Raw genomic sequence first — 21686 nt, 5'->3', positions numbered from 1 at the left:
GGGACGACCGAAAATACACTGGAACTAGCCAGATTCCGGCTTCCGTTCGCCGGTCCTCACACCCGAAGGAACCCCAAAATTCGTGCCCTGTCCGCTCTCCGTCCCGCACTGGCATCGCTGCTGCTGACCGCCCTGGCCGCCACCTCCGCCGGAGTGGCGCCCGGCGCCGCATCGCCGGCCGCCACGAACTCCGAAGCAGCAGCACCCGGCGGCGCAACTGCCCGGTACCTGGTGCGGTACGCCGCCGGCACTGATGTTCCGTCCGAGGTGAGTAGCCTGCGTTCCCGGAACATCGCCGTCGGCCGCACGTTCTCCAAGGCGCTGCGCGGTGCGGTGGTGACGGCGACGCCGGCCCAGGCTGCAGAGCTGAAGCGCTCGGCGCGGGTGGCCGCCGTCGAGATCGATGCGCGGGTGACAGCCGCGGAAACCCAGCAGCCCGCGCCGTGGGGACTGGACCGCATCGACCAGCGCGCGTTGCCGCTGTCCGGCTCCTTCACCTCGGCGTCGTCGGGGGCGGGGGTGAGCGCGTACGTGATCGACTCCGGCGTGCTGGCTGCCCACACGGAATTCGGCGGCCGCGTTGCCGCAGGATGGACTGCCGTGTCGGACGGCCTGGGAACGGGCGACTGCAACGGCCACGGCACGCATGTCGCCGGAACCATTGCCGGCAAGACCTACGGCGTGGCCAAGGCGGCCACCATTGTTCCTGTGCGCGTCCTGGACTGCACCGGCTCGGGCTTCAACTCGGACGTGGTGGCAGGCCTGGAGTGGGTGGCCTCGCAGCACCAGGCGGGGACGCCGGCCGTCGCAAACCTGAGCCTCGGCAGCGTCACCAGCGCGGCGGTGGACGCTGCCGTGCAGGGCCTCGTCAACGACGGCGTCACCACAGTCGTCGCCGCCGGAAACGCTGCCGCCGACGCGTGCAACAGTTCCCCGGCCCGGGTGCCGGACGCACTGACCGTCGCCGCGAGCGACTCCTCTGACAGGCAGGCGTCGTTTTCCAACTTCGGAACCTGCGTTGACCTGTACGCTCCCGGCGTGGGCATCACCTCCGCCAGCTCCGCTTCGACGACGGCGACTGCCTCCATGAGCGGAACGTCCATGGCGACTCCGCATGTGGCCGGCGCCGCTGCCGCGGTGCTGTCGAGGTCGCCAGAGCTCACGCCCGCTGCCGTGGCGTCTAAGCTGCTCTCCGCTTCCACCCCCGGCGTGGTCACGGCCTCCGGTGCAGGCACCCCGAACCGGCTGCTGTTTTCGGATCCGTCCGCGGGAATCCTCACCGCGCCGGTGGTAACGGGCAACAGCCCGGCCGCCAATGCCGCAGGCGCCGCAGTGGCCGGCAGCGTGTCCGCCACGTTCAGCAGGAACGTCCAAGGGGTCAGCGGTTCCACCTTCGTCCTGAAGAACGCCGCCGGAACCGCCGTCCCGGCCGCCGTCACCTACGACGCGGCAACGCGGACCGCGACGCTGAAGCCGTCGTCCCTCCTGGCCGCATCCCAGAAATACGCGGCGACACTGACGGGCGGGACGGCAGCCATCCGTGACACCACGGGCACGCCGCTGGTCACGACGGGCTGGAGCTTCACCACGGCGGCGGCCCCCACCGTGACCGCCCGGGCGCCCGGCGCGAACGCCACCGGCGTGGCCGCAGGGAGCAACGTCACCGCCACCTTCAACAGCGCAGTCCAGGGCCTGGACGCCGGCACGTTCCTCCTGCGGGGCCCCGGCGGTGCCGCGGTCCCCGCGGCGGTCAGCTACAACGCCACCACCCGGACGGCCACCCTCAATCCGGCGGCCAACCTCGCCAACGACACCAAGTACACCGCCACCCTGACCGGCGGAGCGGCTGCCGTCCGCGACGCCGCAGGAACCCCGCTGGCCACATCGAGCTGGACGTTCACCACCGGGCCGGCCCCGGTCATCACGGCCATGACGCCGCGGCCGGGGGCCACCCTGGTGAGGCGCGCGAACAACGTGGCGGTGACATTCAGCGAAGCGGTCCAGGGCGCAGGTACAGGCACCGTCGTCCTGAAGGCCACGGCCACCGGCGCGAAGATAGCCGCCACCGTGTCACGCGTCGGCACCACCAACCAGTGGATCCTCGACCCCACCGCGACGCTGGCCGCCAGGACCGGTTACACCGTGACCGTCACCGGCGGCACAGCGGCCATCCGGGACCTCGCAGGGAACAGTCTGGCGTCCTCCAGCTGGGCATTCACCACCGGGTCCCTCTGACTCAGGTGGCTGTTGGCAAACAGAGGCCGACGGCGGCACTTTCGTGCCGCCGCCGGCGTCCCAGTCGTTAAACACTCAGTTGCATGGCCATTCCAGACTGTTACCTGTGGTTGTTCGAAACCCAGATGGTGACGGTGTTGCTCCTGTCAAAATCGGACGACCCGTTCCTGTGACCGCCCCGGTCGTCCTGCACACGGATCCTGACGGTGTGGTACACCGTTACCGACCTTTCGCCCCGGTCGGCAGTCACCCTCTCGACATTGACGATTCTGTCGTGACCGGAAACCCATACGGTGTCCCAGGCATTCCCGATTTCTTCGGTGTCCCAACGGTCGTGCTTCTGGAACATCCTTTGGTTGTAACGAACCTGGGCGTCCTTGTCGCAGTGAATCCTGAACGGGAAACTAACCCTCACGGATTTGCGGTTACCGTTGCGGGGATCGCCCCTCATGGCTTCCCTGCCGTGGTTAGAAGCGTAGGGGTCGAGAGCCGTGACGGTACAATCGGCTTTTCTGGAATGATTGGGCATTGCCGTGGCTGGCCCGGCCATGGCGATTGGGCCGGCAAGCAGCCCCAGTGAAACTGTGGAAACCATCGCGACCCTTGCCGCTAGGGAACGACGGGGCCGTGTTGGCGGAGTCATAGTCATTTTTCCTCCCGCGATTGTGCGTTTCGGGCAGCCCTGGCCGATCACGTTGCGTTTGGCAGGCTTAGTCAGCCACTTCCGCCCGTATTAAAAAAGGCTCCCGTGATGAGCGGGAGACCTGGAGCCGGATTCGTTTTCGAGGCATTTCCTTGGATCCGGTACCTCACTATCTTACGCCTCGGGTCCGGTTGTGTGCCCTTTTTTCCACCGATTTTGGTTGTTTTGGCCACTCGGCACGGCAAAGGGCGGCCGACGGCGGCAAGTACCGCCGCCGGCCGCCCTTCGGACTGCCGGGCTACTTCCGGAGGAAGCCGAGCAGGACCTCGTTGACTTCGGCGGCGTGCGTCCAGAGCAGGCCGTGCGGGGCGCCGTCGATCTCCACGTACTCCGCATCCGGAAGGGCCTTGCTGAATTCCCGGCCGGTGGCGTCGATCGGCAGGATGTTGTCGGCCGTGCCGTGGACGATCAGCGACGGGACGTCGATTTTGGGGATGTCGGCGCGGAAGTCGGTGATCCAGGTGGGCTGGGCGGCGACCGAGGCGAAGGCCCCGGCGCCTGCGGCAAGGTTCCAGCTGGCCCGGACGGCTTCCTCGCTGAGGCGGGGCGTTCCCAGGAAGGTATCGCTGTTGTAGAAGTTCTTGAAGAACTCGGTGAAGAAGGCGTAGCGGTCGGCCGTGACCGCGTCCTTGAGGCCGTCGAACACCGACTGCGGCACGCCCGTGGGGTTGTCGCCGGTCTGCAGGAGGTACGGCTCCAGGGACCCCAGGAAGGCGGCCTTGGCCACGCGGGCCGAACCGAAGGTAGAGATGTACCGGGCAACTTCTCCGGTTCCCATAGAGAACCCGACCAGCACGACGTCGTTCAGGTCCAGGGTGTTCAGGACCGTGTCGAGGTCGGCGGCGAAGGTGTCGTAGTCATACCCGGTGGTCGGCTTGCTGGACTTCCCGAAACCGCGCCGGTCGTACGTGATGACGCGGTAGCCGGCCTCCAGCAGGGCGGCCGTCTGCTTCTCCCAGGAGGAGCCGTCCAAGGGATAGCCGTGGATGAGGACGGCCGCCTGGCCGGTCCCGTGGTCTTCGTAGTAAAGCTCGATGTCGGTGCTGTTTTCCTGTCCAACGGTGATGTACGCCATGTCAGCAGTCCCTCCGGGCTCGTGAGAACGGTCGTCCTCTGGTGGTGGTACCAACCTATCGGGATTGTCCGCCGGGCGGACCGGCCGGCGGCAACTTCCCTGCGGCAACGTCCCTGCGGAAACGTCCCCCCGGAATGGCAGCAGCCGCGGGAGCGTTGTGGACGGCATGAAACGAATTGGCTTCCTGTCCTTCGGCCACTGGGGCCCGGTGCGGGGTTCGCACACCAGGACGGCGCGGGACGCGCTGCTGCAGGGCATCGACCTGGCCGTGGCGGCCGAGGAAATCGGCATAGACGGCGCGTTCTTCCGGGTGCACCATTTCGCCCGGCAGCAGGCCTCGCCGTTCCCGCTGCTTGCGGCCATCGCCGCCCGCACGAGCCGGATTGAGTTGGGCACCGCCGTGGTGGACATGCGCTACGAGAACCCGCTGTACATGGCCGAGGAAGCCGCCGCGACGGACCTCATCAGCGGCGGCCGCCTCCAGCTCGGGATCAGCCGGGGTTCACCCGAACCCGCCAGGAACGGCGCCTCCGCCTTCGGGCACGTGCCGCGCGACGGGGAGACGGACGCGGACATGGCACGCAGGCACGCCGACGAGTTCCGCCGCGCGGTGGCCGGTGCCGGCATCGTGGAAGCTGATCCCAGGTACGCCGGCGGAGCCACCGGCCTGCTGCCCGTCCAGCCGCGCTCCGAGGGGCTGGGGCAGCGGATCTGGTGGGGTGCCGGAACCCGGGGCACGGCCGTGTGGGCGGCCGGGCAGGGCATGAACCTGATGAGCTCAACGCTGCTGACGGAGGACACCGGAGTGCCGTTCGACCAGCTCCAGGCCGAACAGATCGCGATGTTCCGGGAAGCCTGGAAGGCAGCCGGCCACAGCCACGAACCGCGGGTCTCCGTCAGCCGCAGCGTCCTGCCCCTGGCCGACGACGAGGACCGGCAGTACTTCGGGCTGAGCGCCCTGCGCGAGAGCCGGGACCAGGTGGGAGCCCTCGACGGCGCCCTGGCCCGCTTCGGCAAAAGCTACATAGGCGAGCCCGACGCCGTCGCCGCGGACCTCGCTGCCGATGCCGCAGTGCAAGCCGCAGACACCGTCCTGGTCACCGTTCCCAACCAGCTGGGCGTGGAGTACAACGCCAAACTCCTGGGGAACATCGCCCGGTACGTCGCGCCGGCCCTCGGGTGGGAACCGGCGCGGGGCATGCCGGAAGCGCGTCGCGGCTAGCCCCGGGAGCCGCCCGGCCAATGGTTTGTTGGGTCCAACGGGCGTAACCTACTGGCATCGTGCGGTTCCTGCGAGCGGGGCGATTTCCATGAAAGAGAATCAGTACGACGACGGCGCGCACCGTGGACACAGGCGTCCGGCCATGGATTCGGGGACGGACGCTGCCCGGGAGGGTGACCCGCAAACTGGTGACCCTCGAACCGCCGGACCGCAGGCATTGGACGGGGCGCCGTACCGGCTGGCCGCCACCCTTCTCTTTTCCGGCGTGGTGGTTTCCCTCGTGGCCGGGATCCTGCATCCGGAGCGGGCCAACGCGAATGACCACGTGGCCGCCTTCACCGAGTATGCGGGCAGTGAACTCTGGATTGGCGTGCACCTGGGCCACTTCGCGGGCATGGCCATCCTCACTGCGGGCTTGTATGTTCTGGGGTCGGCGCTCGCCGGCGTGACCGGCCGGTCGGCGTGGGCGGCGCGGCTCGGCAAGTTGGCCGCGGCTGCCGCCCTTGCACTCTACGGCTGCCTGCAGGCTGTGGACGGAGTAGCCCTCAAACACTCCGTCGATGCGTGGGCAGCTGCCGACGACGCCGAGAAAGCCGTGCGCTTCGCCGCGGCGGAGGACACGCGCTGGCTGGAGTGGGGCATGCGGAGCTACCAGAGCTTCGTGCTGGGTGCCGCCCTGATCCTGTTCGGCGTCGCGGTGGGAACGGCGCGGGGATACCGCGCGCGGTCGGCTACCTCATGGGCCTGTCCGGGGTGTCGTATCTCGTGCAGGGCTGGGTGATCGGGACGGAAGGATTTTCGGGCAGCAACACCGTGCCGACGCTCGCGGGCATTGTGCTCATCCTGGTCTGGACCATCTGGCTGCTCGGAAGCTCCTGGCGCAGGTTCTAGCCAGACCGGATCCGGGCACTCGACCACTGGCGTGCATAGACGGGGAGCTCGCTCGGCCTGCGGAGCCGGAACTGCGCAGTCAGCAGGCCGGCGGGACCGTGCCGGCGGGCTATGTGGGGAGCGGCGCGCCGGACAACGGCCACAAACCGGAAGAAGCCGCGGATGACTCCGGTCTGTGGGACGCGGAGGACCGGTAGGGGCCCAGGGCCGCAGCTGCCCGCCTCAGCCCCAGCGGATGATCCGGTCCGCCCGGTAGCGGGTGGCCTCGATCAGCCGGGCATTGGCTTCGTCGGACCCCGTGGCCCAAGCCTCGGCGGCGGGCCGGTCCATGCCGAAGAGCATGTGCCGTTCCACGAGGCGGGTCAGCCGAAGCTCCCGGGGAGTGTCAACAAACCAGACCTCGTCCAGCTGGGACCTCACCTGCTGCCACTGCGGGCCGTCGGCCAGCAGGTAGTTTCCCTCGGTGATGACCAGCGGCACGTCGGCCGGCACGGCAATCGACGCGGCCACAGGCTCGTCGATGGAGCGGCGGAAGTCCGGTGCGTAGACAACTTCCTCGTCCCGCTGCGCGAGCCGCCGCAGCAGCGAAAGGTAGCCGCCGACGTCGAACGTGTCCGGAGCGCCCTTGCGCTGCTTTAGCGGGGTGCCGTCAACGATGGCATTCCCCAGATGGAACCCGTCCATCGGGACCACGAGGGCAGATCCGGGGCTCAGGGCTTCCGCCAGGCAGGCAGAGAACGTGGACTTTCCGGAGCCCGGTGCGCCGGCTACGCCGAGGAGTACCCGGCTCCCGGTGGCTAGTCTGCTGCGCAGCCCGGCAAGGGCCTGCTGAGTGTCCGGGGATTCAAAGGCCCGGACCGCCAGGGGCCGGACGTCGCGAACTGTCATGAAAGCATCCTAGGCGAGTCCGCCCGGCGTGCACCGTGCGTGTCCGGCGCCGGCAGCGAATCAGCCTGCTCCGCGGGGAGCGTCCTGGTGCAAGTTCAGTCCAGCGGGATGGTGACGGTGACTGCGGTGCCACTGCCGGGAGTGGAGTCGATGGCCATGGTTCCGCCGGCTTCCTGAACCGCGGCGGACATGGTGCGGAGCCCCCCGCCCCCGAATCCGGTGCCGTTGTCAGCGACGGTCAGGCGGATCCCGTGGAACACCGCGCACAGGCGGACTGTCACGTCGGTGGCATGCGCGTTCCTGAAGGTGTTACTCAGGGCCTCTTGCGCGGTCCGGTACAGCAGCGATGCAGAGCTGGAGGAGATCTCGAGGCCGTGGTGCGGCGTCTCCCAGTGAACGCACGTTCCCTGCCTGCGCAACGGCGCCGTCAGCCTGTCGATGCATCCGGCAAGCCCCAGCCGGTGGAAGTCCACGGGCTGGTGATCCGTGATCACGCCACCGACGTCGGTGACTTCTTCGAGAGTTGCTGCCGTGGTCATGGCACTTCCCGCTTCCTGGCCGCTCTTGCATGCTTTCTCCGGAAGGATCGCTCCCCCCACGGGCTGATGCACTTAAGAGTGGCGCGGGCAGATCAGGCTTACCGCGGCTTTTCCTCAGGATCCGATCAAGTTTCCCGCGCGGGGCCCTTGCCGCATGGTGCGGATTACTAGGCCACAGACCAAGGTTGAAGCGCTTGCCGCGGGTACATGACGGCATCGGCTGCGTCCAGGACCTCCAGCGCAGTCATGTGGGCCGCTGCGGCCACGTCGCGGATCGGCTTCCCGTGGGTCACGGCTGCCGCCACCGCGGTCTGCAGGCTGATCGCCGCAGGCTCGTGCTCTTCGCTTGCGGATTCCAGGGTCGCCACGGCTTCCTCCACAGCGCGGATGTCGTCATCGTCCATCGGTGCACTCCCATCTCTGCTCCATTGCAGTAACCTCTGCTCCATTGCAGTAGCGCCAGCGACGCCGGGGACTGCCTGTCCCCGAAGTTGCGTGCGTCTTGTTGATAAAAAGAATAGGACAGACAAGTCTGTCTCTGCCAGTCCCAAGGTAGACTATTTCCTTAATGAGTGCACCTGATTCGACCGGGGACGCCTTACTGCCTAGCGAGGTGCGTACCGGCCATAGCGAACCAGTGGACCGGATACTTTCCACTGCCTACGAGCTGTTCTCCCGCCGCGGTATTCGCGACGTCGGGATCAACGAGCTAATCGATCGATCAGGTGTGGCCAAGTCGACTTTCTACCGTCATTTTCCGTCCAAGGATGCGCTGGTTCTTGCCTTCCTGGCGCTCCGCGACCAGGTCTGGACGGTGGACCTCATCGTGTCGGAAGCCAGGCGCCGTGGAAACACGCCGGCGGAACAGCTGCTGGCCGTTTTTGACGTGTTCGGAGACTGGTTCCAGCGTGACGACTTCGAGGCCTGCACCTTCATCAACGTCCTCCTGGAAATGGGCCCGGAGCATCCGCTCGGGGAAGCCAGCATCGGCTACCTCGCAAGGATCCGCGGGCACATCAAGGCGCTCGCCGAAGAAGCTGGCCTTCAGCGCACCGACGACTTTGCCCGCTCCTGGCACATCCTGATGAAGGGCTCCATCATCTCCGCGACGGAAGGTGACTTCCTGGCGTCCAAGCGGGCCCAGCAGATGGCCGGCTGGCTGATCGACCACCACCGGAACTAGGGCCGGCCGGCTTGTGCGCGGTGGTCGTCCTACCCGCCGCCCTTGCCCTTGTTGGAGCCCTTGGCCTTGCTTTCGCCGCCGGGCCGCTTGTTAACAGCGGGCAGGGGCGCCGTGGCAGGTGCCTGAGTGACGACGTCGGCTGCTGCGGCAGCGCTCTCAGCCGCGGCTTTCGCAGTCGCCTCCCGGGCCGCCGCCGCCTTCGCCGCTGTGGCCCGTTCTGCTGCGGCTTTGGCTGCCGCTGCCTTCGCGGCCTGGGCCGCCAAAAGGTCGGCGCGCACCGCCTCTACTGCTTTCATGATGCTTTGGTGGCGCTTGAAGGACACCTCGCCATTGGCGGCGGCGCCGGTCACATGGCCGACCAGCTCATCGAGGGACCGCAGCCCCGCAGCGGGGTCCTGCGCGGCCGCCGCCGCGCTGACTACAAGCACCTGCGCCTGCAGCTCCTTGCCGGTCTTGGAATCCAAATCCGGGGCTGACTGCGCGCAGCCCGCCAGGGCGGCGGCGAGGCATCCAGCAATAAGCATGGTGCCGGTTCCGCGCCCCCGGCCCGGCCTTCCGCCTAGCAAAACCAACGTTCCTCCAAGCTTTTACCGGGTGACGCACCGGCACCGTGTCAGGTGCCAGTGCCGCCGTCGTACAACGGCAACCCATAGATCATAAGCCTACTTAGCTTCATTCGGGGAGCGCTCATTCCGGGAGTCCGAACAGGTCCGTCCGCGAACCGGCGCATTCCCGGAGATGGCCGCCGGGGCTCCAGCCCCCGAACGCATCTGCGCTCCGGGCGTCGGAGCTCTCGGCCGGGGTGAAACCGGGCACGGTTGAAAGCCGGGCGTTCTCCCTCAAGTGGGAGAGGAGTGCCTGTTCGGGGCAGCCCGGATGGGCGGCAAGGTGGCGCAGCAGCCTCAGCCGCACCTCGGACTCCTGATCGGTGGCGCCAAGGATATCGAGGATGACTTCGACCACCTGGTGGCGCATCACTGTCCGTTCGGTGACGCCCAGCCAAGCGAAGAACGCGGAGGGGCTCTTGAAGGCATCGGCGTCGGGGGCGGTGGCGTCGAATCCGTCGAGGGCGGGCGCTCGGACGGCCGGGGCGCCTGCCGGCATTGCAGGGTCCTGCGGGCCCTGGAAATCAGTTGGCATGGCGGCCGCCGTGGTGTCCGCTGCGGCTGTCTTCGGACTTCCCGTTCTGCCTGCTCCGCCCTCGGCCCCGCGAGCCGCCGTCGTCCCCGGCCTCGTGACTGCTGATGACGATCTCGGCGGCCGGTACCAAGACCGTGACCCGGTCCAGGGATCCTGCATCCAAGAGCTCCGGTGGCACCGCCGACGGTTCTTGAACGGCGGAGGGGGCAGCCGCACGGGTCACCGCCGGGCCCTTCGCCGTGGTCTTCGCTGCGGGCTTGAACGTTGTGCTTGAGACGCTCTTCGCTGCGGCGGCTTCGGGGATCTCTGCCCCCCGCACGTCCGCTGCGAGGTCAGGGCCCCCGCCGTCCCCGACTACCACGCCCGGGCCCCGGAAATTGGCCGGCTCCGCCACCGCCTGACTCCAAACATTGAGCCCTGCGAGTGTAACCAGCGGAATACCAAGGAGTAACAACTTTTTCATCAGGGCTCCTCATAAGACGGCTCGAATGTCTGCACTCCGCCACTATCCTGTGCGTCTCCTGTGAAAACCTCGCTTTGCGAACCCCTCGTTCCGGTGAGGAAGGTGGGTAATGGGGGGCTGGTGTGACGGATAGGCCGCCGCAGCCCCCGCGGGCAGGGATTCCACCAGAAAGTTCCGGGGTTTTCATAGGAAAACCCACAGGTCCCAAACGCTCGCATGGTTGCTTCGCGGCCTTAACAACATGGTGGCGGGGGCGTAGCTTTGGTGGTGTTGGAAGCCATCCCCGGCCCCGGGCGAATCGGCCAAAAAGGGCCGGAAGCAATCAGGAGGTAACAGCGATGACCAACATTCTTCGCCGCGCGGGCGTCGACTTTCCGGAGCCTTTCCGGCGCTTCCTGGAAGGCGATCTGGACACCTGGCTCCGAGTGGAGGAATACCGTGAGGCCGGGTTCCTGGTGGTCAAGGCCGAGGTCCCGGGCCTTGATCCGGACAGGGACGTTGACATCACCCTGGCGGGTAATCAGCTTCAGATCAGTGTGCGGCGCGAAGAACGCTCCGAGCACAAGGACAAAGAGGGTTACCGCTCCGAGTTCCGTTATGGCACCTTTGCCCGGACCGTGAGCCTCCCCGCTCCCGTAAACCAGGACGACATCCGTGCTTCGTACACGGACGGCATCCTCGAAGTCCGCGTCCCGCTCCCGGAAGAACCCGCCGCCGGATCAAGGAAGATCCATGTCTCCCGCGGATCGGGGTTCACGGGGTCAGCCGGTCAACAGGCGCCCGGTCAGTAATCAGGCAGCAATAGCCCGCTCAGCGGGTGTTCTTCACCCTTCGTAGTGGGTCCTCGCCGGTCCCTGGCCCAACGAGGCAACGATTGACGCAGCCACGCTGTGCAGCTTGGTGTTGCGGGTACTGGATGCGGTCCTCAGCAGCTCGAAGGCCTCCTTCTGGCTGCACCTGTTCTGCGCCATGATGACCCCCACGGCGACGTCGATCACGGTTCGTGTTTCCAGGGTGGCTTTCAGGTTCGCCGCGGCGTCACTGTAATGGGCGAAACGGACAGCCAGCCGCAGCGCCATCGAAGTCTGGCTGACAAAATCCTGGGCCAGTTCCAGGACCCGCCCCTCGAACCGGCCCGGCCTGTGCGAGTAGAGGTTCAGGGCTGCCCGCGTATCGCCTTCGAGCCGGAAGGGAACGGCCAGGATGGACCGGACGCCGTGGCCGAGGACCGTCGCCGAGTATTGCGGCCAGCGTTCGTTGTCTTCGAGGTCCGTGATGTGGACGGTCGCCTGCTCCCGCGATGCCGTCATGCAGGGGCCGTCACCGAAGTCGTACTGGATCTCGTCCATGGCCTGGGCCGCGGGGCTGCTGCTGGCCACGGTGGCGGCCTTCCGGTGCCGCAGCAGCGTGATCCCACATAGGACTTCGTCCCCCGGTTCGGACAGGCTGCGGGCGGACACCCGGGCCAGCTCGTGGAGGAATTCCTCCACATCGGCGCTGGCAAGCACCGTTTCATTCAGGTGCTCTGTGATGGACGTTTCAGATTTTGCGGTCGACTCGCTGGCCACGATTCCCGGTACCGTTTCGCTCAGGTCAAGACGAGCCGGCGGACGCAGCGCAGATTGCCCGGGACCGGGACGGGTAGCGGCAGCAAGAAGCCGGATCGAACAACTATCCAACGGCCTTCTGCTAAACCGTACCGGGAAATTATATACATCTGTTCGGGGGCATTATGACAGCAAGTCCGAACAATGAACATGGCTGGCATTCTGCCCGGGCAGCCCGAGTGGCTCCGGTTTTCCTAGGACTCGGAGGGCCTGCCAAAAGGGCTGCGCAGTCCGCCTGCCGCCCCTAGGCTGGACAAGGACGTTGCGGGCGGTGCGCGCCTACAGCCCGCTGCAGTCAGGCAGGCTGCCAAACCAACCAGAGGAGACCACCATGAGGATTGCCGTAACCGGCGGGAGCGGAAAGCTTGGACGCCACGTGGTCCGCAGGCTGGTTGAGGACGGCCACGCCGTCCTCAACCTTGACCGAACGGGGGAGAGAAGCGCTCAACTGGCGGTCGTGGACCTGCGCAACTACGGGCAGGTGCTGGACGTCATTTTGGGCCTGGATGACAGGCATAAGGGCTTCGACGCCGTCGTCCACCTGGGCGCCATTCCGGCTCCGGGCCTCGTGCCGGACGCCGCCACGTTCGAGAACAACATGCTCTCCACCTACAACGTGTTCCAAGCGGCCCGCAGGGCCGGCATCAAGAAAATCGTGTACGCCTCGAGTGAGACGGTGCTGGGGCTTCCGTTCGACGTCGACCCTCCCTACATCCCGGTGGACGAGGAATATCCGGCCAGGCCGGAAAGCACGTACTCCCTCGTGAAGCACCTGGAGGAACAGATGGCGATCGAAATGACACGGTGGGACCCCGAGCTCAGCATCACAGGCCTGCGGTTCTCGAACGTCATGGATGCCGGCGACTACGAGAACTTTCCGTCCTTTGACGCCGACGCGACGCTGCGCAAATGGAACCTCTGGGGCTACATCGACGGACGCGATGGTGCCCAGGCGGTGGCGCGTGCCCTGGAGCTCGGCAAACCGGGATTTGAGGCCTTCATCATCGCCAATGAGGACACCGTGATGAGCCGCTCCAGCGCCAGCCTGGCCGCCGAGGTGTTCCCCGGCGTCAAGGTGACCAAGGAACTAGGGGAGCACGAGACCATGCTCTCTATCGACAAGGCCAAGCGGCTCCTCGGATTCGCACCCGAGCACAGCTGGCGGACCTACCACTCGAACCGCACCACGCCCACCGAAGACTGAAATCGAGGACTGACAGCCGAAGACTGAAATCGACGACTGACAGCCGAAGACTGACCCCAACGACTGAGGAGAACCATGCAATACCGCACACTGGGAAACAGCGGTGCCGTCGTGTCCAACTACGCGCTGGGCACCATGACTTTCGGCGCCGAGGCCACCGAGGAAACCTCCCACGCCATCCTGGATGACTACGTAGCGGCGGGCGGCAACCTCATCGACACAGCCGACGTCTACAGCGCGGGTGTCTCCGAGGAAATCATCGGGCGCTGGCTCGCGAAGCGGCCGGAAGCCAAGGATCGGGTGGTCCTGGCCACCAAGGGCCGCTTCCCGATGGGGAAGGGCCCCAATGACCTCGGCACCTCCCGCCGCCACCTCACCAAGTCCCTGGACGATTCATTGCGGAGGCTCGGCGTGGAGCAGGTGGACCTCTACCAGATGCACGCGTGGGACCCCGTCACCCCGCTCGAGGAGACCCTCCGTTTCCTCAACGACGCCGTCAGCAGCGGAAAGATCGCGTACTACGGTTTTTCGAACTTCCTGGGCTGGCAGCTGACCAAGGCCGTCCACCTGGCGAAGGCGCACGGCTGGAGCCCGCCGGTGACGCTTCAGCCGCAGTACAGCCTGCTGGTGCGCGAGATCGAGTCGGAGATCGTGCCCGCCTCGCTGGACGCGGGCGTCGGGCTGCTGCCGTGGTCGCCGCTGGGCGGCGGCTGGCTGTCCGGCAAGTACAAGCGGGACGAGCCGCCGGCCGGAGCCACCCGCCTGGGCGAAAACCCGACGCGGGGCATGGAGGCCTGGCAGGCCAGGAACGACGACGACCGCACCTGGCAGGTGATCGGCGCCGTCGAGAAAATCGCCGCGGACCACGGCGTGACAGCCTCCCAGGTTGCGCTGGCGTGGCTCGCCGGCCGCCCGGCCGTCACGTCGGTCATCCTTGGTGCCCGGACCACGGAGCAGCTGGCGGATAACCTGGCCGCGGCGGACCTCGAACTCACCCCGGAGGAGACCGGGCGGCTCACCGAAGCCAGCCAGCCGCGCGTCGGCGTTTATCCGTACGGGCCGATGGCGCAGGAGCAGCGCAGCAGGAAGATCGCCGGCGGCCGCTAGCCGCGACCCGGCGCGAACGGACACTTGCGGCCTTTGCCGCCGCCCCTTGGGTTCTAGCCCTGTTGGGCGGCGGGTGGGGGCTTAAGTGTCCGTTTGCGCGGAAGGGCCCTGGTAGTTCTGGGACCAGATATCGCCCATTTCCTCCGTGGACTGCTCCACGATCCGGCTCATCGCGGCGTGGGCCGCCTCGGCTTCGCCCCGCTGGATGGCGCTGGCCACGTCCACGTGCAGCTGGAGTGCCTCGTGGTGCGGGAGGTGCGGCATCAGGCCGTGTTCGGTGCGGCCGGTAAGGACTTCCCTGACCAGGTTGTGCAGTTGCGAGAACATCGGATTGCCGGAGGCCTTGAGCACGGACGCGTGGAAATCGATGTCCAGGAGCAGGAACTGTTCGCGATTTCCTGCCTGGCCCGCCGCCCACAGCCGCGCCGCCTGGAAAACCAGGTCGCTCCCGGCGTCCAGCGAAATCCGGTTGGCCGCGAGCCGGGCGGCCTGCGGCTCGATCGCGCCGCGCAGTTCGTTCAATGCCCGCAGCTGGTCAAGCCGCCCGGACGTAGCCAGGCGCCAGCGGATCACCTGCGGATCGTAGAGATTCCAGCAGTCCTCTTCCTGGACCACCGTCCCGAGGCGCCTCCGGGACTCGAGCATCCCCATCGAGCAGAGCACCCGCACGGCTTCCCGCACCACGGATCGGGAAACATTGTGCTGGGCTTCCAGTTCATCGAGCCTGAGGATGCTGTTCGGCGCCAGCGTGCCGTCGGCTATGGCCAGGCCGAGCCGGTGCAAGAGCGATGCGTGCAGGTTCGCCGGGTGCTCCGCCTTTGGAGATTTCATAAATAAATCATACTGGTGGGGCACAAGGGTTGTTTAAGTCTGCTTTATTTACCTATGATCGCTTCCGGAGCAGATGCAACGATGCGTTTGCGGGCGGCCGGGGATGATCCGGCCATGATTTTTAGGGAGTCGTAATGAAGCGACGTTCAGTAGTGAAGTATGCGGCCGTCGCCGCGGCCCTCTCGCTGGGTCTGACCGCCTGCGGAGGTGGAAGCAGCGAGTCCAAGGGTTCGGATACCGTCCGGGTCACCCTTGCCAACCATGTGTGGACCGAAGGCATCAAGGCAGCAATTCCGGAGTTCGAAAAGTCCACCGGGCTGAAGGTGGAGCTCACCCAGCTCGGCGAAGACCAGCTCTCGGACCAGTACAACGTCAAGCTCAACGCGGGCAGCGACGAGATCGACGTCATGATGTACCGCCCGCTGCAGGAAGGCAAGGCGTTTGCCCGCAACGGGTACCTCGCGGACCTGACCAGCAAAGTCGCAGAAGACGCCAGCTGGAACTGGAAGGACTACCAGGACGGCCCCGTCAAAGCCACCACCTACGAGGACAAGGTGACGGGCGTCCCCATCATCACCGAACGCGAAGTGCTCTACTACCGCAAGGACCTGCTGAAGGCCGCCGGCATCGAAGTTCCCAAGACCATGGAGGAGCTCGAAGCCGCCGCCAAGAAGCTTTCCTCCGCGGACACCGCAGGGTTCGTCGCCCGCACCGGCAAGTCGGCAGCGGTCACGCAGTTCTCCAGCTTCCTGTACAGCTTCGGCGGCGACTTCACCGACGAAAACGGCAAGTCCACCGTCGGCACCGAGGAAGCTAAGAAGGCCTACGCCTTCTATGGCGGCCTGATCAAGAACTACGGCCCCAAGAACGTCAGCACGGACATGAGCTGGCCCGAGGCAATGGCCATCTTCACCCAGGGCAAGGCCGCCTTTTACACCGAAGCGGATTCCCTCTACAAGAACGCCACGGATCCGGCCAAGTCAAAGGTGGCCGACACCGTCGGGTTCGCCCCGCTGCCCGCCGGACCCGCCGGTTCCAAGCCGTACAACATCCCGTCCTGGGGCCTCGCGGTCAACAAGGCCTCGGCCAACCAGGACAACGCGTGGAAGTTCATTAAGTGGGCCACCAGCAAGGAGCGCACCCTGGAAGCGCAGAAGGCCGGCGTACCCGGGCCGCGCGCCTCGGTCTGGTCCGACCCCGCCGGAACCTCCACCTACCCGAAGGACCTCGCCGCCGCCATCGCGGTGAGCGCTGAAAACGGCGTGGGCCACGACCGCCCGCAGGTCCTCACCGTGGGCAAGGCCCGCGAGATCGTCGGCGGCCCGATTGTCGCCTCCATCACCGGTGCCGACGCTTCAGCAGCCGCGGACACGGCCAACACCGCGTTCCAGAAGTTCCTGGACGACGAAAAGTAAGTAACCAAAGCGCGACGGCGGGACACCCGCCAGGCTGTTGTCCCGCCGTCGTCCGCTGAAGATTTTTCACCCCCAACTTCTTAGGTGAACCATGTCTGTACTGACCCCTGCCCGGACCTCCGGTCGACCGGCTAGCGCCCAGGTGAATTTCTCCGCCTGGGCCAACCGCCACCGGAAGTGGCTGTTCGCAGCGCCCGCCATGATCTTCGTGGGCGTCCTCATCATCTTTCCGCTCGCCTGGACCCTGTACCTGAGCCTGACCGACTCCCAGGGGTCGGTGCGCGCGGCGTCGGACTTCGTGGGCCTCGAGAACTACTTCACGGTCCTCACCGATACCGAGCGCTTCTGGCCCGCCGTGGGCCGAACGCTCTCGTTCACGCTCGTGGCGCTCGCCTGCGAAATTATTCTCGGCATGTGCATCGCCTTGCTGCTGTGGCGTCCGTTCCGCGGCGAAAAATGGGTCCGCGTGGCAATTCTGTTGCCACTTGTGGCCACCCCCGTGGCGGTCGGCATGATGTGGCGGCTGATCTTCGACCCGAACATCGGCTTCGCCAACCAGCTGCTCGGCCTCGTGGGCATTCCGCCGCAGCCGTGGCTGTCCGGGCAGGACTCCGCCCTGCCCACCACCATCTTCATGGACGTCTGGCAGTGGACCCCCATGGTGGTCCTCATTCTCCTGGCCGGCCTCACCTCCCTCTCCGAGGAGCCGGATGAAGCCGCACGGATGGACGGGGCCACCGCGGTCCAGCGTTTCTTCTACGTCACCCTGCCGTTGATGATGCCCACGGTCATCGTGGCCATCCTGCTCCGCGGCATCGATGCCCTGAAGACCTTCGACATCCTCTACGCCACCAAGGGCAAGGGCGGCGGTTCCTTCCACGAGGTGGAGACCCTGAACGTCTACGCCTACGGACTGAGCTTCGACTACAACCAGTACGGGCTGTCCTCGGCCGTGCTGATCCTGTTCTTCATGATCATCGTTGGCTCCATGTGGCTGCTGACCATGCGCAAGAAAGCGGTAAGCAAATGACCCTCCTGACTGAACCCCAGGCACCGGCCCGGCACCGGCCGCAGGTGGCACGCCGCAAGAAGCCGCTGCGCAGCCGTGCCTACAAGACCTTCCGCGTAGCAGCCCTGGTGGCGGTGGTGCTGTTCCTCGTCGCGCCGCTGTTCTGGATGCTGCTTGCCTCCTTCAAGACCAACGTGGACATCTACGACGCCGGCAAGTCTTTCCTGTTCACACCCACCGGCGAGAACTACGCCAACGTGCTGCAGCGCAACAACTACTTCGTCTTCATCTTCAACAGCTTCTGGGTGGCGTTCGTGTCCACGGCACTGTCGCTGATCCTGGGCGTCCCGGCCGCCTACGCTATGAGCCGGTTCACCATGCACCGCTCGGCGCTGGTGGTCCTGATGGCCCGCGTCATCCCGGGCGTCTCCCTGCTGGTGCCCTGGTACTACGTCTTCTCCAACCTGAAGATGGTGGGCGGCTTTGAGGTGCTGATCCTCAGCCACATGTTTGTCGCCCTGCCGCTGATCGTGTACATCATGATGAGCTACTTCGATTCCCTGCCGCTGGAACTCGAGGAGTCGGCGCAGGTGGACGGACTGACGCCGATCGGCGCGTTCCGCCGCATCACCCTGCCGCTGTCCGTGGCCGGCATGGCCACCGCCGGGATCCTGTCCTTCATCTTCTCGTGGAACAACTTCATGTTTGCCCTGGTCCTGTCCGGTTCGAAGACGAAGACGCTGCCTGTGGCCATCTTCGACTTCGTCTCCTACGCCAGCATCGACTGGGGCGGACTGATGGCCGCCGCCACCGTGGTGACCATCCCGATCATGATCATTGCGCTCTTCACGCAGAAATACATCGTGTCCGGCATGACCGCCGGCGCCACCAAGGGCTAGGGGCACACCGTGACTCGCATCAGCAGAATAGAAACCTTCCTGGTCCCGCCGCGCTGGCTGTTCGTCCGCATCGAGACGGACAGCGGGATCGTCGGCTGGGGAGAAGCGTCCTGCGAGGGGCGCAGCGAAACCGTCCGCACCGCCGTCGACCAGCTCTCCGAGCTGTTGCTCGGACAAGACGCCCTGCGGATCGAGGACCACTGGCAGGTCATGACCAAGGGCTCCTTCTACCGCGGCGGCCCCATCCTGGCCAGTGCCGTGTCCGGACTGGACCAGGCGCTGTGGGACATCGCCGGCAAGCACTTCAATGCGCCCGTCCACCAGCTGCTCGGCGGCCCTGTCCGCGACCGGATCCGGATGTACGGCTGGGTGGGCGGCGACGAGCCCAACGAGGTGGCCGACCAGATCAGCGCCCAGCTGGACGTCGGACTCACCGCGGTCAAGATGAACGCCAGCGGCCGGATGAGCCCGGTTGCGTCGGTGGCAGAGCTCGACGGCGTGGTCCGCCGGGTGGCAGCCGCCCGCGAAGTCCTGGGGGACCACCGGGACGTGGCCGTGGACTTCCACGGCCGCTTCAGCCTCGCCAACGCACGCCGTGTGGCGCCGCTCCTCGAGCCGTACCGGCCGTTCTTCCTCGAGGAGCCGGTGGTTCCGGAGAACACCCACCTGCTGCGCGAATTCACCTCCTCCACCACGACGCCGGTGTCCACCGGCGAGCGGCTCTACAGCCGGCAGGAGTTCCTTCCCGCGCTGCAGGCCGGAATCGCCGTGGCGCAGCCTGACCTTTCGCACGCCGGCGGCATCACGGAGGTCCGCAAGATCGCCTCCCTGGCCGAAATCTACGAGGTCCAGCTGGCGCCGCACTGCCCGCTGGGTCCGCTGGCACTGGCCGCCTGCCTGCAGGTGGGCTTCGCGACGCCCAACTTCCTGATCCAGGAACAGAGCATCGGCATCCACTACAACCAGGGCGCGGAAGTCCTCGACTACGTGGTGGACAAGTCGCCCCTGAAGTTCGTCAACGGCCACATCGAGCGGCTCACCGGGCCCGGGCTGGGCATCGAGATCGACGAAGCGGTGGTCCGGGCGGCGGACAAACGGGGACACGCATGGCGCGGACCCGTGTGGCGGCACCCCGACGGTGCTTTCGCAGAGTGGTGAGCCCCGGAACGGTGACCCCGGACCAGAACGCCCCGACAAAGGAGAACCCTGACATGGAGAACACCCCCACGCCCGGATCGCTGACCCCTGAATCGTTGCTCGCCGGCATCCGGGAGACCCGGTTGGTGGCAATCGTGCGCGGCACGGACGGAACGGCTGCCGCGAAGGCGGCCCTGGCCGCGATGGCGGAGGGTTTCCGGTACGTCGAGATCGCCCTGACCACGCCCGGCGCCCTGGAGGCAATCCGCGAGGTCCGGGCTGCGGCACCTGCGGACTGCTTCGTCGGGGCGGGAACCGTGCTGACCGCCCAGGACGTGGGCCGGGTCGCCGAGGCGGGCGGCCAATTCATGGTGACCCCTGCGCTGGCGGAGTCCATTGACGAGTCGGCGCGCCGGGGGATACCGGTGCTCGCCGGAGCCCTCACCCCCAGCGAAGCTTACGACGCCATGAACCGCGGGGCCACCGCGGTCAAGCTCTTTCCCGCCTCCATCGGCGGCCCGGGCTACCTCAAGGCGCTCCGCGATCCGTTCCCCGGCATCCCGTTCATCGCGGTGGGCGGAGTGGGGCTCGACGAAGCGGCGGGCTACTGGGAAGCCGGCGCCATCGCCGTCGGGCTCGGCGGGCCGCTGTTCGGCGACGCCGGCTCCGGAGGGAACCTGGCCCCCGTGCGGGAGCGTGCCCGCAGCTTCGTTGGACTGGCCGCCGATTTCGGCCGCCGGACCGTTGAGGCAGGTTCCCGGTGACGGCCGCCGTCGACCTCCTGACCCTGGGCGAATCCATGGTTTCGCTCAGATCGGGCGGCCCGCTGTCCGCCGGCGGCAGCCTGGCGATGCATGTGGCCGGTGCCGAGTCCAACGTTGCGGTGGGCGTGGCACGCCTGGGCCACGGAGTGTCGTGGGCGGGCGTGGTGGGAGGTGACCCGCATGGCCAGTTCATCGTGCGGCAGCTGCGCTCGGAAGGCATCGGGCTGCACCACCGCGAAGACGCCGCGCGCAGCACCGGGGTGATGTTCCTGGAGCAGCGGACCGCAGATGTGAGCCGCGCATATTATTACCGGTCGGGGTCGGCCGGGTCCACGCTCAGCATTCCGGACGTGGATGCAGCGCTGCGGGACGGCGCCAGGGTGCTCCACCTGACCGGAATCACCGCCGCCCTCAGCCCTGAGGCCCGGCGCGCAGTGGAGTATGCCGCCGAGCGCGCCGCGGGGGAAGGCATCCTGGTTTCGCTGGACGTCAACTACCGGGCCAAGCTCTGGTCACGGGACGAGGCACGTGCCGCTCTGGCCCCGATCGTCCGGCACGCCACCATCGTGATCGCCTCGGAGGACGAACTGGACCTGGTGGCGTCCTCGATTGTGGCTGCGGGCGCCGAACCGATTTTGGACCCGGCTGCGGCCCCGGCAGCGGGACTATCCGAAGCTGCCGAGGCCCTCCTGGCGAAACGGTTGCTGGAACTGGGCGTACGGGAGGTGGTGGTCAAGCGCGGTGCCGCCGGTGCCGGCGCCTACACGGCCGACGGCCAGTGGGAAGTGCCGGCCGTGCAGGTGACCAGTATCGATACCGTCGGCGCCGGTGATGCCTTCACCGCCGGCTACCTCTCAGCGCTGCTCGACGGCGACGACGTGGCCGGGCGGCTGCGGCGCGGCGCCCTCGCGGGAGCCTTCGCCGTCAGCACCGCCGGTGACTGGGAAGGCCTCCCGAGCACCGCGGAACTCGCACTGCTCGGCAACCACGTTGCCGGAAGCACGCAACGCTAACCCGACCCCGCACCCACCGCCTGTGCCGGCCGGGACGCCGGAACGTTCACTGTTGACCGAAAGAAAGCCTGGACCTGTTGTGAAAATCATTGCTGCGGAAGTCTTCGTGACGAGCCCGTCCCGTAACTTCGTGACCCTGCGGATCACCACGGAGGACGGCGTGACCGGCATCGGTGATGCCACCCTGAACGGCCGTGAGCTCGCGGTGGCCGCGTACCTCAAGGAGCATGTGGCGCAGCTGCTGATCGGGAAGGACCCGCACCGGATCGAGGACACCTGGCAGTTCCTGTACCGGTCCTCCTACTGGCGCCGGGGGCCGGTGACGATGGCCGCGATCGCCGCGGTGGACATGGCGCTCTGG

General features: G+C 66.9%; 23 protein-coding genes and 1 pseudogene. 14 read left to right on the top strand and 10 right to left on the bottom strand.

What is annotated here, in order from left to right; translation table 11 throughout:
• The first annotated feature begins 153 nt into the window (after positions 1 to 153).
• A complete protein-coding gene (locus ABFP37_RS19625; protein WP_347034643.1) occupies positions 154 to 2235 on the top strand; it encodes an Ig-like domain-containing protein in 2082 nt (693 codons plus the stop codon).
• A 100-nt stretch (positions 2236 to 2335) separates the two neighbouring features.
• Here ABFP37_RS19625 and ABFP37_RS19620 read toward each other — a convergent pair whose 3' ends face one another.
• Both ABFP37_RS19620 and ABFP37_RS19615 read right to left on the bottom strand, forming a co-directional pair.
• Positions 2336 to 2830, bottom strand: a complete 495-nt coding sequence (locus ABFP37_RS19620; RefSeq protein ID WP_139362817.1) for a hypothetical protein — start codon at positions 2828 to 2830, stop codon at positions 2336 to 2338.
• 346 nt (positions 2831 to 3176) lie between these two features.
• Positions 3177 to 4013 carry an alpha/beta hydrolase gene (locus ABFP37_RS19615; RefSeq protein WP_078028248.1) on the bottom strand — a complete coding sequence of 279 codons (837 nt, stop codon included), beginning with the start codon at positions 4011 to 4013 and terminating at the stop codon, positions 3177 to 3179.
• 166 nt (positions 4014 to 4179) lie between these two features.
• Between ABFP37_RS19615 and ABFP37_RS19610 the strand changes: the two genes are divergently transcribed.
• Positions 4180 to 5235, top strand: a complete 1056-nt coding sequence (locus ABFP37_RS19610) for an LLM class flavin-dependent oxidoreductase (RefSeq protein ID WP_078028456.1) — start codon at positions 4180 to 4182, stop codon at positions 5233 to 5235.
• Between the two features lie 88 nt (positions 5236 to 5323).
• A complete protein-coding gene (locus ABFP37_RS19605; RefSeq protein ID WP_347034642.1) occupies positions 5324 to 6016 on the top strand; it encodes a hypothetical protein in 693 nt (230 codons plus the stop codon).
• A 332-nt stretch (positions 6017 to 6348) separates the two neighbouring features.
• Here ABFP37_RS19605 and ABFP37_RS19600 read toward each other — a convergent pair whose 3' ends face one another.
• From ABFP37_RS19600 to ABFP37_RS19590, 3 genes are all read right to left on the bottom strand, one after another.
• On the bottom strand, positions 6349 to 7014 hold the full coding sequence (locus tag ABFP37_RS19600; RefSeq protein WP_347034641.1) for a nucleoside/nucleotide kinase family protein: 666 nt from the start codon (positions 7012 to 7014) through the stop codon (positions 6349 to 6351).
• Between the two features lie 95 nt (positions 7015 to 7109).
• On the bottom strand, positions 7110 to 7553 hold the full coding sequence (locus ABFP37_RS19595) for an ATP-binding protein (RefSeq protein WP_347034640.1): 444 nt from the start codon (positions 7551 to 7553) through the stop codon (positions 7110 to 7112).
• A 167-nt stretch (positions 7554 to 7720) separates the two neighbouring features.
• Positions 7721 to 7957, bottom strand: coding sequence for a hypothetical protein (locus ABFP37_RS19590; RefSeq protein WP_078029201.1), 237 nt, complete (start codon positions 7955 to 7957; stop codon positions 7721 to 7723).
• Positions 7958 to 8121: 164 nt separating this feature from the next.
• Here ABFP37_RS19590 and ABFP37_RS19585 point away from each other — a divergent pair, with 164 nt between their 5' ends.
• On the top strand, positions 8122 to 8736 hold the full coding sequence (locus ABFP37_RS19585; protein WP_078029202.1) for a TetR/AcrR family transcriptional regulator: 615 nt from the start codon (positions 8122 to 8124) through the stop codon (positions 8734 to 8736).
• A 29-nt stretch (positions 8737 to 8765) separates the two neighbouring features.
• Here ABFP37_RS19585 and ABFP37_RS19580 read toward each other — a convergent pair whose 3' ends face one another.
• From ABFP37_RS19580 to ABFP37_RS19570, 3 genes are all read right to left on the bottom strand, one after another.
• Complete coding sequence (locus tag ABFP37_RS19580) at positions 8766 to 9260, bottom strand: hypothetical protein (RefSeq protein WP_078029203.1); 495 nt, start codon at positions 9258 to 9260, stop codon at positions 8766 to 8768.
• A gap of 163 nt (positions 9261 to 9423) precedes the next feature.
• Entirely contained in the window at positions 9424 to 9876 is a 453-nt protein-coding gene (locus tag ABFP37_RS19575) for a hypothetical protein (protein ID WP_139362879.1), read from the bottom strand.
• Positions 9866 to 10339, bottom strand: coding sequence for a hypothetical protein (locus tag ABFP37_RS19570; protein WP_347034639.1), 474 nt, complete (start codon positions 10337 to 10339; stop codon positions 9866 to 9868). Before ABFP37_RS19570 ends, ABFP37_RS19575 begins: the two co-directional genes overlap by 11 nt.
• A gap of 338 nt (positions 10340 to 10677) precedes the next feature.
• Between ABFP37_RS19570 and ABFP37_RS19565 the strand changes: the two genes are divergently transcribed.
• On the top strand, positions 10678 to 11130 hold the full coding sequence (locus ABFP37_RS19565; RefSeq protein WP_078029206.1) for an Hsp20/alpha crystallin family protein: 453 nt from the start codon (positions 10678 to 10680) through the stop codon (positions 11128 to 11130).
• A gap of 33 nt (positions 11131 to 11163) precedes the next feature.
• On the opposite strand, the gene ABFP37_RS19560 is transcribed toward ABFP37_RS19565, so the two are convergent.
• The gene (locus tag ABFP37_RS19560) at positions 11164 to 11907 is read right to left on the bottom strand and encodes a GAF and ANTAR domain-containing protein (protein WP_078029207.1); all 744 of its coding nucleotides are present in this window, start codon (positions 11905 to 11907) and stop codon (positions 11164 to 11166) included.
• Positions 11908 to 12277: 370 nt separating this feature from the next.
• Here ABFP37_RS19560 and ABFP37_RS19555 point away from each other — a divergent pair, with 370 nt between their 5' ends.
• On the top strand, positions 12278 to 13150 hold the full coding sequence (locus ABFP37_RS19555) for an NAD(P)-dependent oxidoreductase (RefSeq protein ID WP_078029208.1): 873 nt from the start codon (positions 12278 to 12280) through the stop codon (positions 13148 to 13150).
• Positions 13151 to 13225: 75 nt separating this feature from the next.
• The gene (locus ABFP37_RS19550; RefSeq protein WP_347034638.1) at positions 13226 to 14257 is read left to right on the top strand and encodes an aldo/keto reductase; all 1032 of its coding nucleotides are present in this window, start codon (positions 13226 to 13228) and stop codon (positions 14255 to 14257) included.
• Between the two features lie 81 nt (positions 14258 to 14338).
• On the opposite strand, the gene ABFP37_RS19545 is transcribed toward ABFP37_RS19550, so the two are convergent.
• A complete protein-coding gene (locus tag ABFP37_RS19545; RefSeq protein WP_078029210.1) occupies positions 14339 to 15088 on the bottom strand; it encodes an FCD domain-containing protein in 750 nt (249 codons plus the stop codon).
• 134 nt (positions 15089 to 15222) lie between these two features.
• Between ABFP37_RS19545 and ABFP37_RS19540 the strand changes: the two genes are divergently transcribed.
• The 7 genes and pseudogenes from ABFP37_RS19540 to ABFP37_RS19510 all read left to right on the top strand — a co-directional run.
• Positions 15223 to 16503 (top strand): sugar ABC transporter substrate-binding protein, encoded by a 1281-nt coding sequence (locus tag ABFP37_RS19540; RefSeq protein ID WP_078029211.1) that lies wholly within the window; start codon positions 15223 to 15225, stop codon positions 16501 to 16503.
• A 91-nt stretch (positions 16504 to 16594) separates the two neighbouring features.
• Positions 16595 to 17533 (top strand): sugar ABC transporter permease, encoded by a 939-nt coding sequence (locus ABFP37_RS19535; protein WP_347034637.1) that lies wholly within the window; start codon positions 16595 to 16597, stop codon positions 17531 to 17533.
• Positions 17530 to 18411 (top strand): carbohydrate ABC transporter permease, encoded by an 882-nt coding sequence (locus ABFP37_RS19530; RefSeq protein ID WP_078029213.1) that lies wholly within the window; start codon positions 17530 to 17532, stop codon positions 18409 to 18411. Before ABFP37_RS19535 ends, ABFP37_RS19530 begins: the two co-directional genes overlap by 4 nt.
• Positions 18412 to 18420: 9 nt before the next feature.
• Positions 18421 to 19569 carry a galactonate dehydratase gene (gene dgoD, locus ABFP37_RS19525; protein ID WP_078029214.1) on the top strand — a complete coding sequence of 383 codons (1149 nt, stop codon included), beginning with the start codon at positions 18421 to 18423 and terminating at the stop codon, positions 19567 to 19569.
• Positions 19570 to 19622: 53 nt separating this feature from the next.
• Positions 19623 to 20312 (top strand): bifunctional 4-hydroxy-2-oxoglutarate aldolase/2-dehydro-3-deoxy-phosphogluconate aldolase, encoded by a 690-nt coding sequence (locus ABFP37_RS19520; RefSeq protein ID WP_078029215.1) that lies wholly within the window; start codon positions 19623 to 19625, stop codon positions 20310 to 20312.
• Positions 20309 to 21325: a sugar kinase gene (locus ABFP37_RS19515; RefSeq protein WP_347034636.1), complete on the top strand. Its 1017-nt coding sequence runs from the start codon at positions 20309 to 20311 to the stop codon at positions 21323 to 21325. Before ABFP37_RS19520 ends, ABFP37_RS19515 begins: the two co-directional genes overlap by 4 nt.
• Before the next feature lie 79 nt (positions 21326 to 21404).
• Positions 21405 to 21686: pseudogene (locus tag ABFP37_RS19510) on the top strand (hypothetical protein); the annotation flags it as partial.

The sequence above is a fragment of the Burkholderia sp. RS01 genome (assembly GCF_039748055.1).
In the GTDB taxonomy this organism is placed as follows: Bacteria; Actinomycetota; Actinomycetes; order Actinomycetales; family Micrococcaceae; genus Arthrobacter.
The sequence above is the reverse complement of the archived record's forward strand: the minus strand, read 5'-3'. Positions and strand labels throughout refer to the sequence as shown.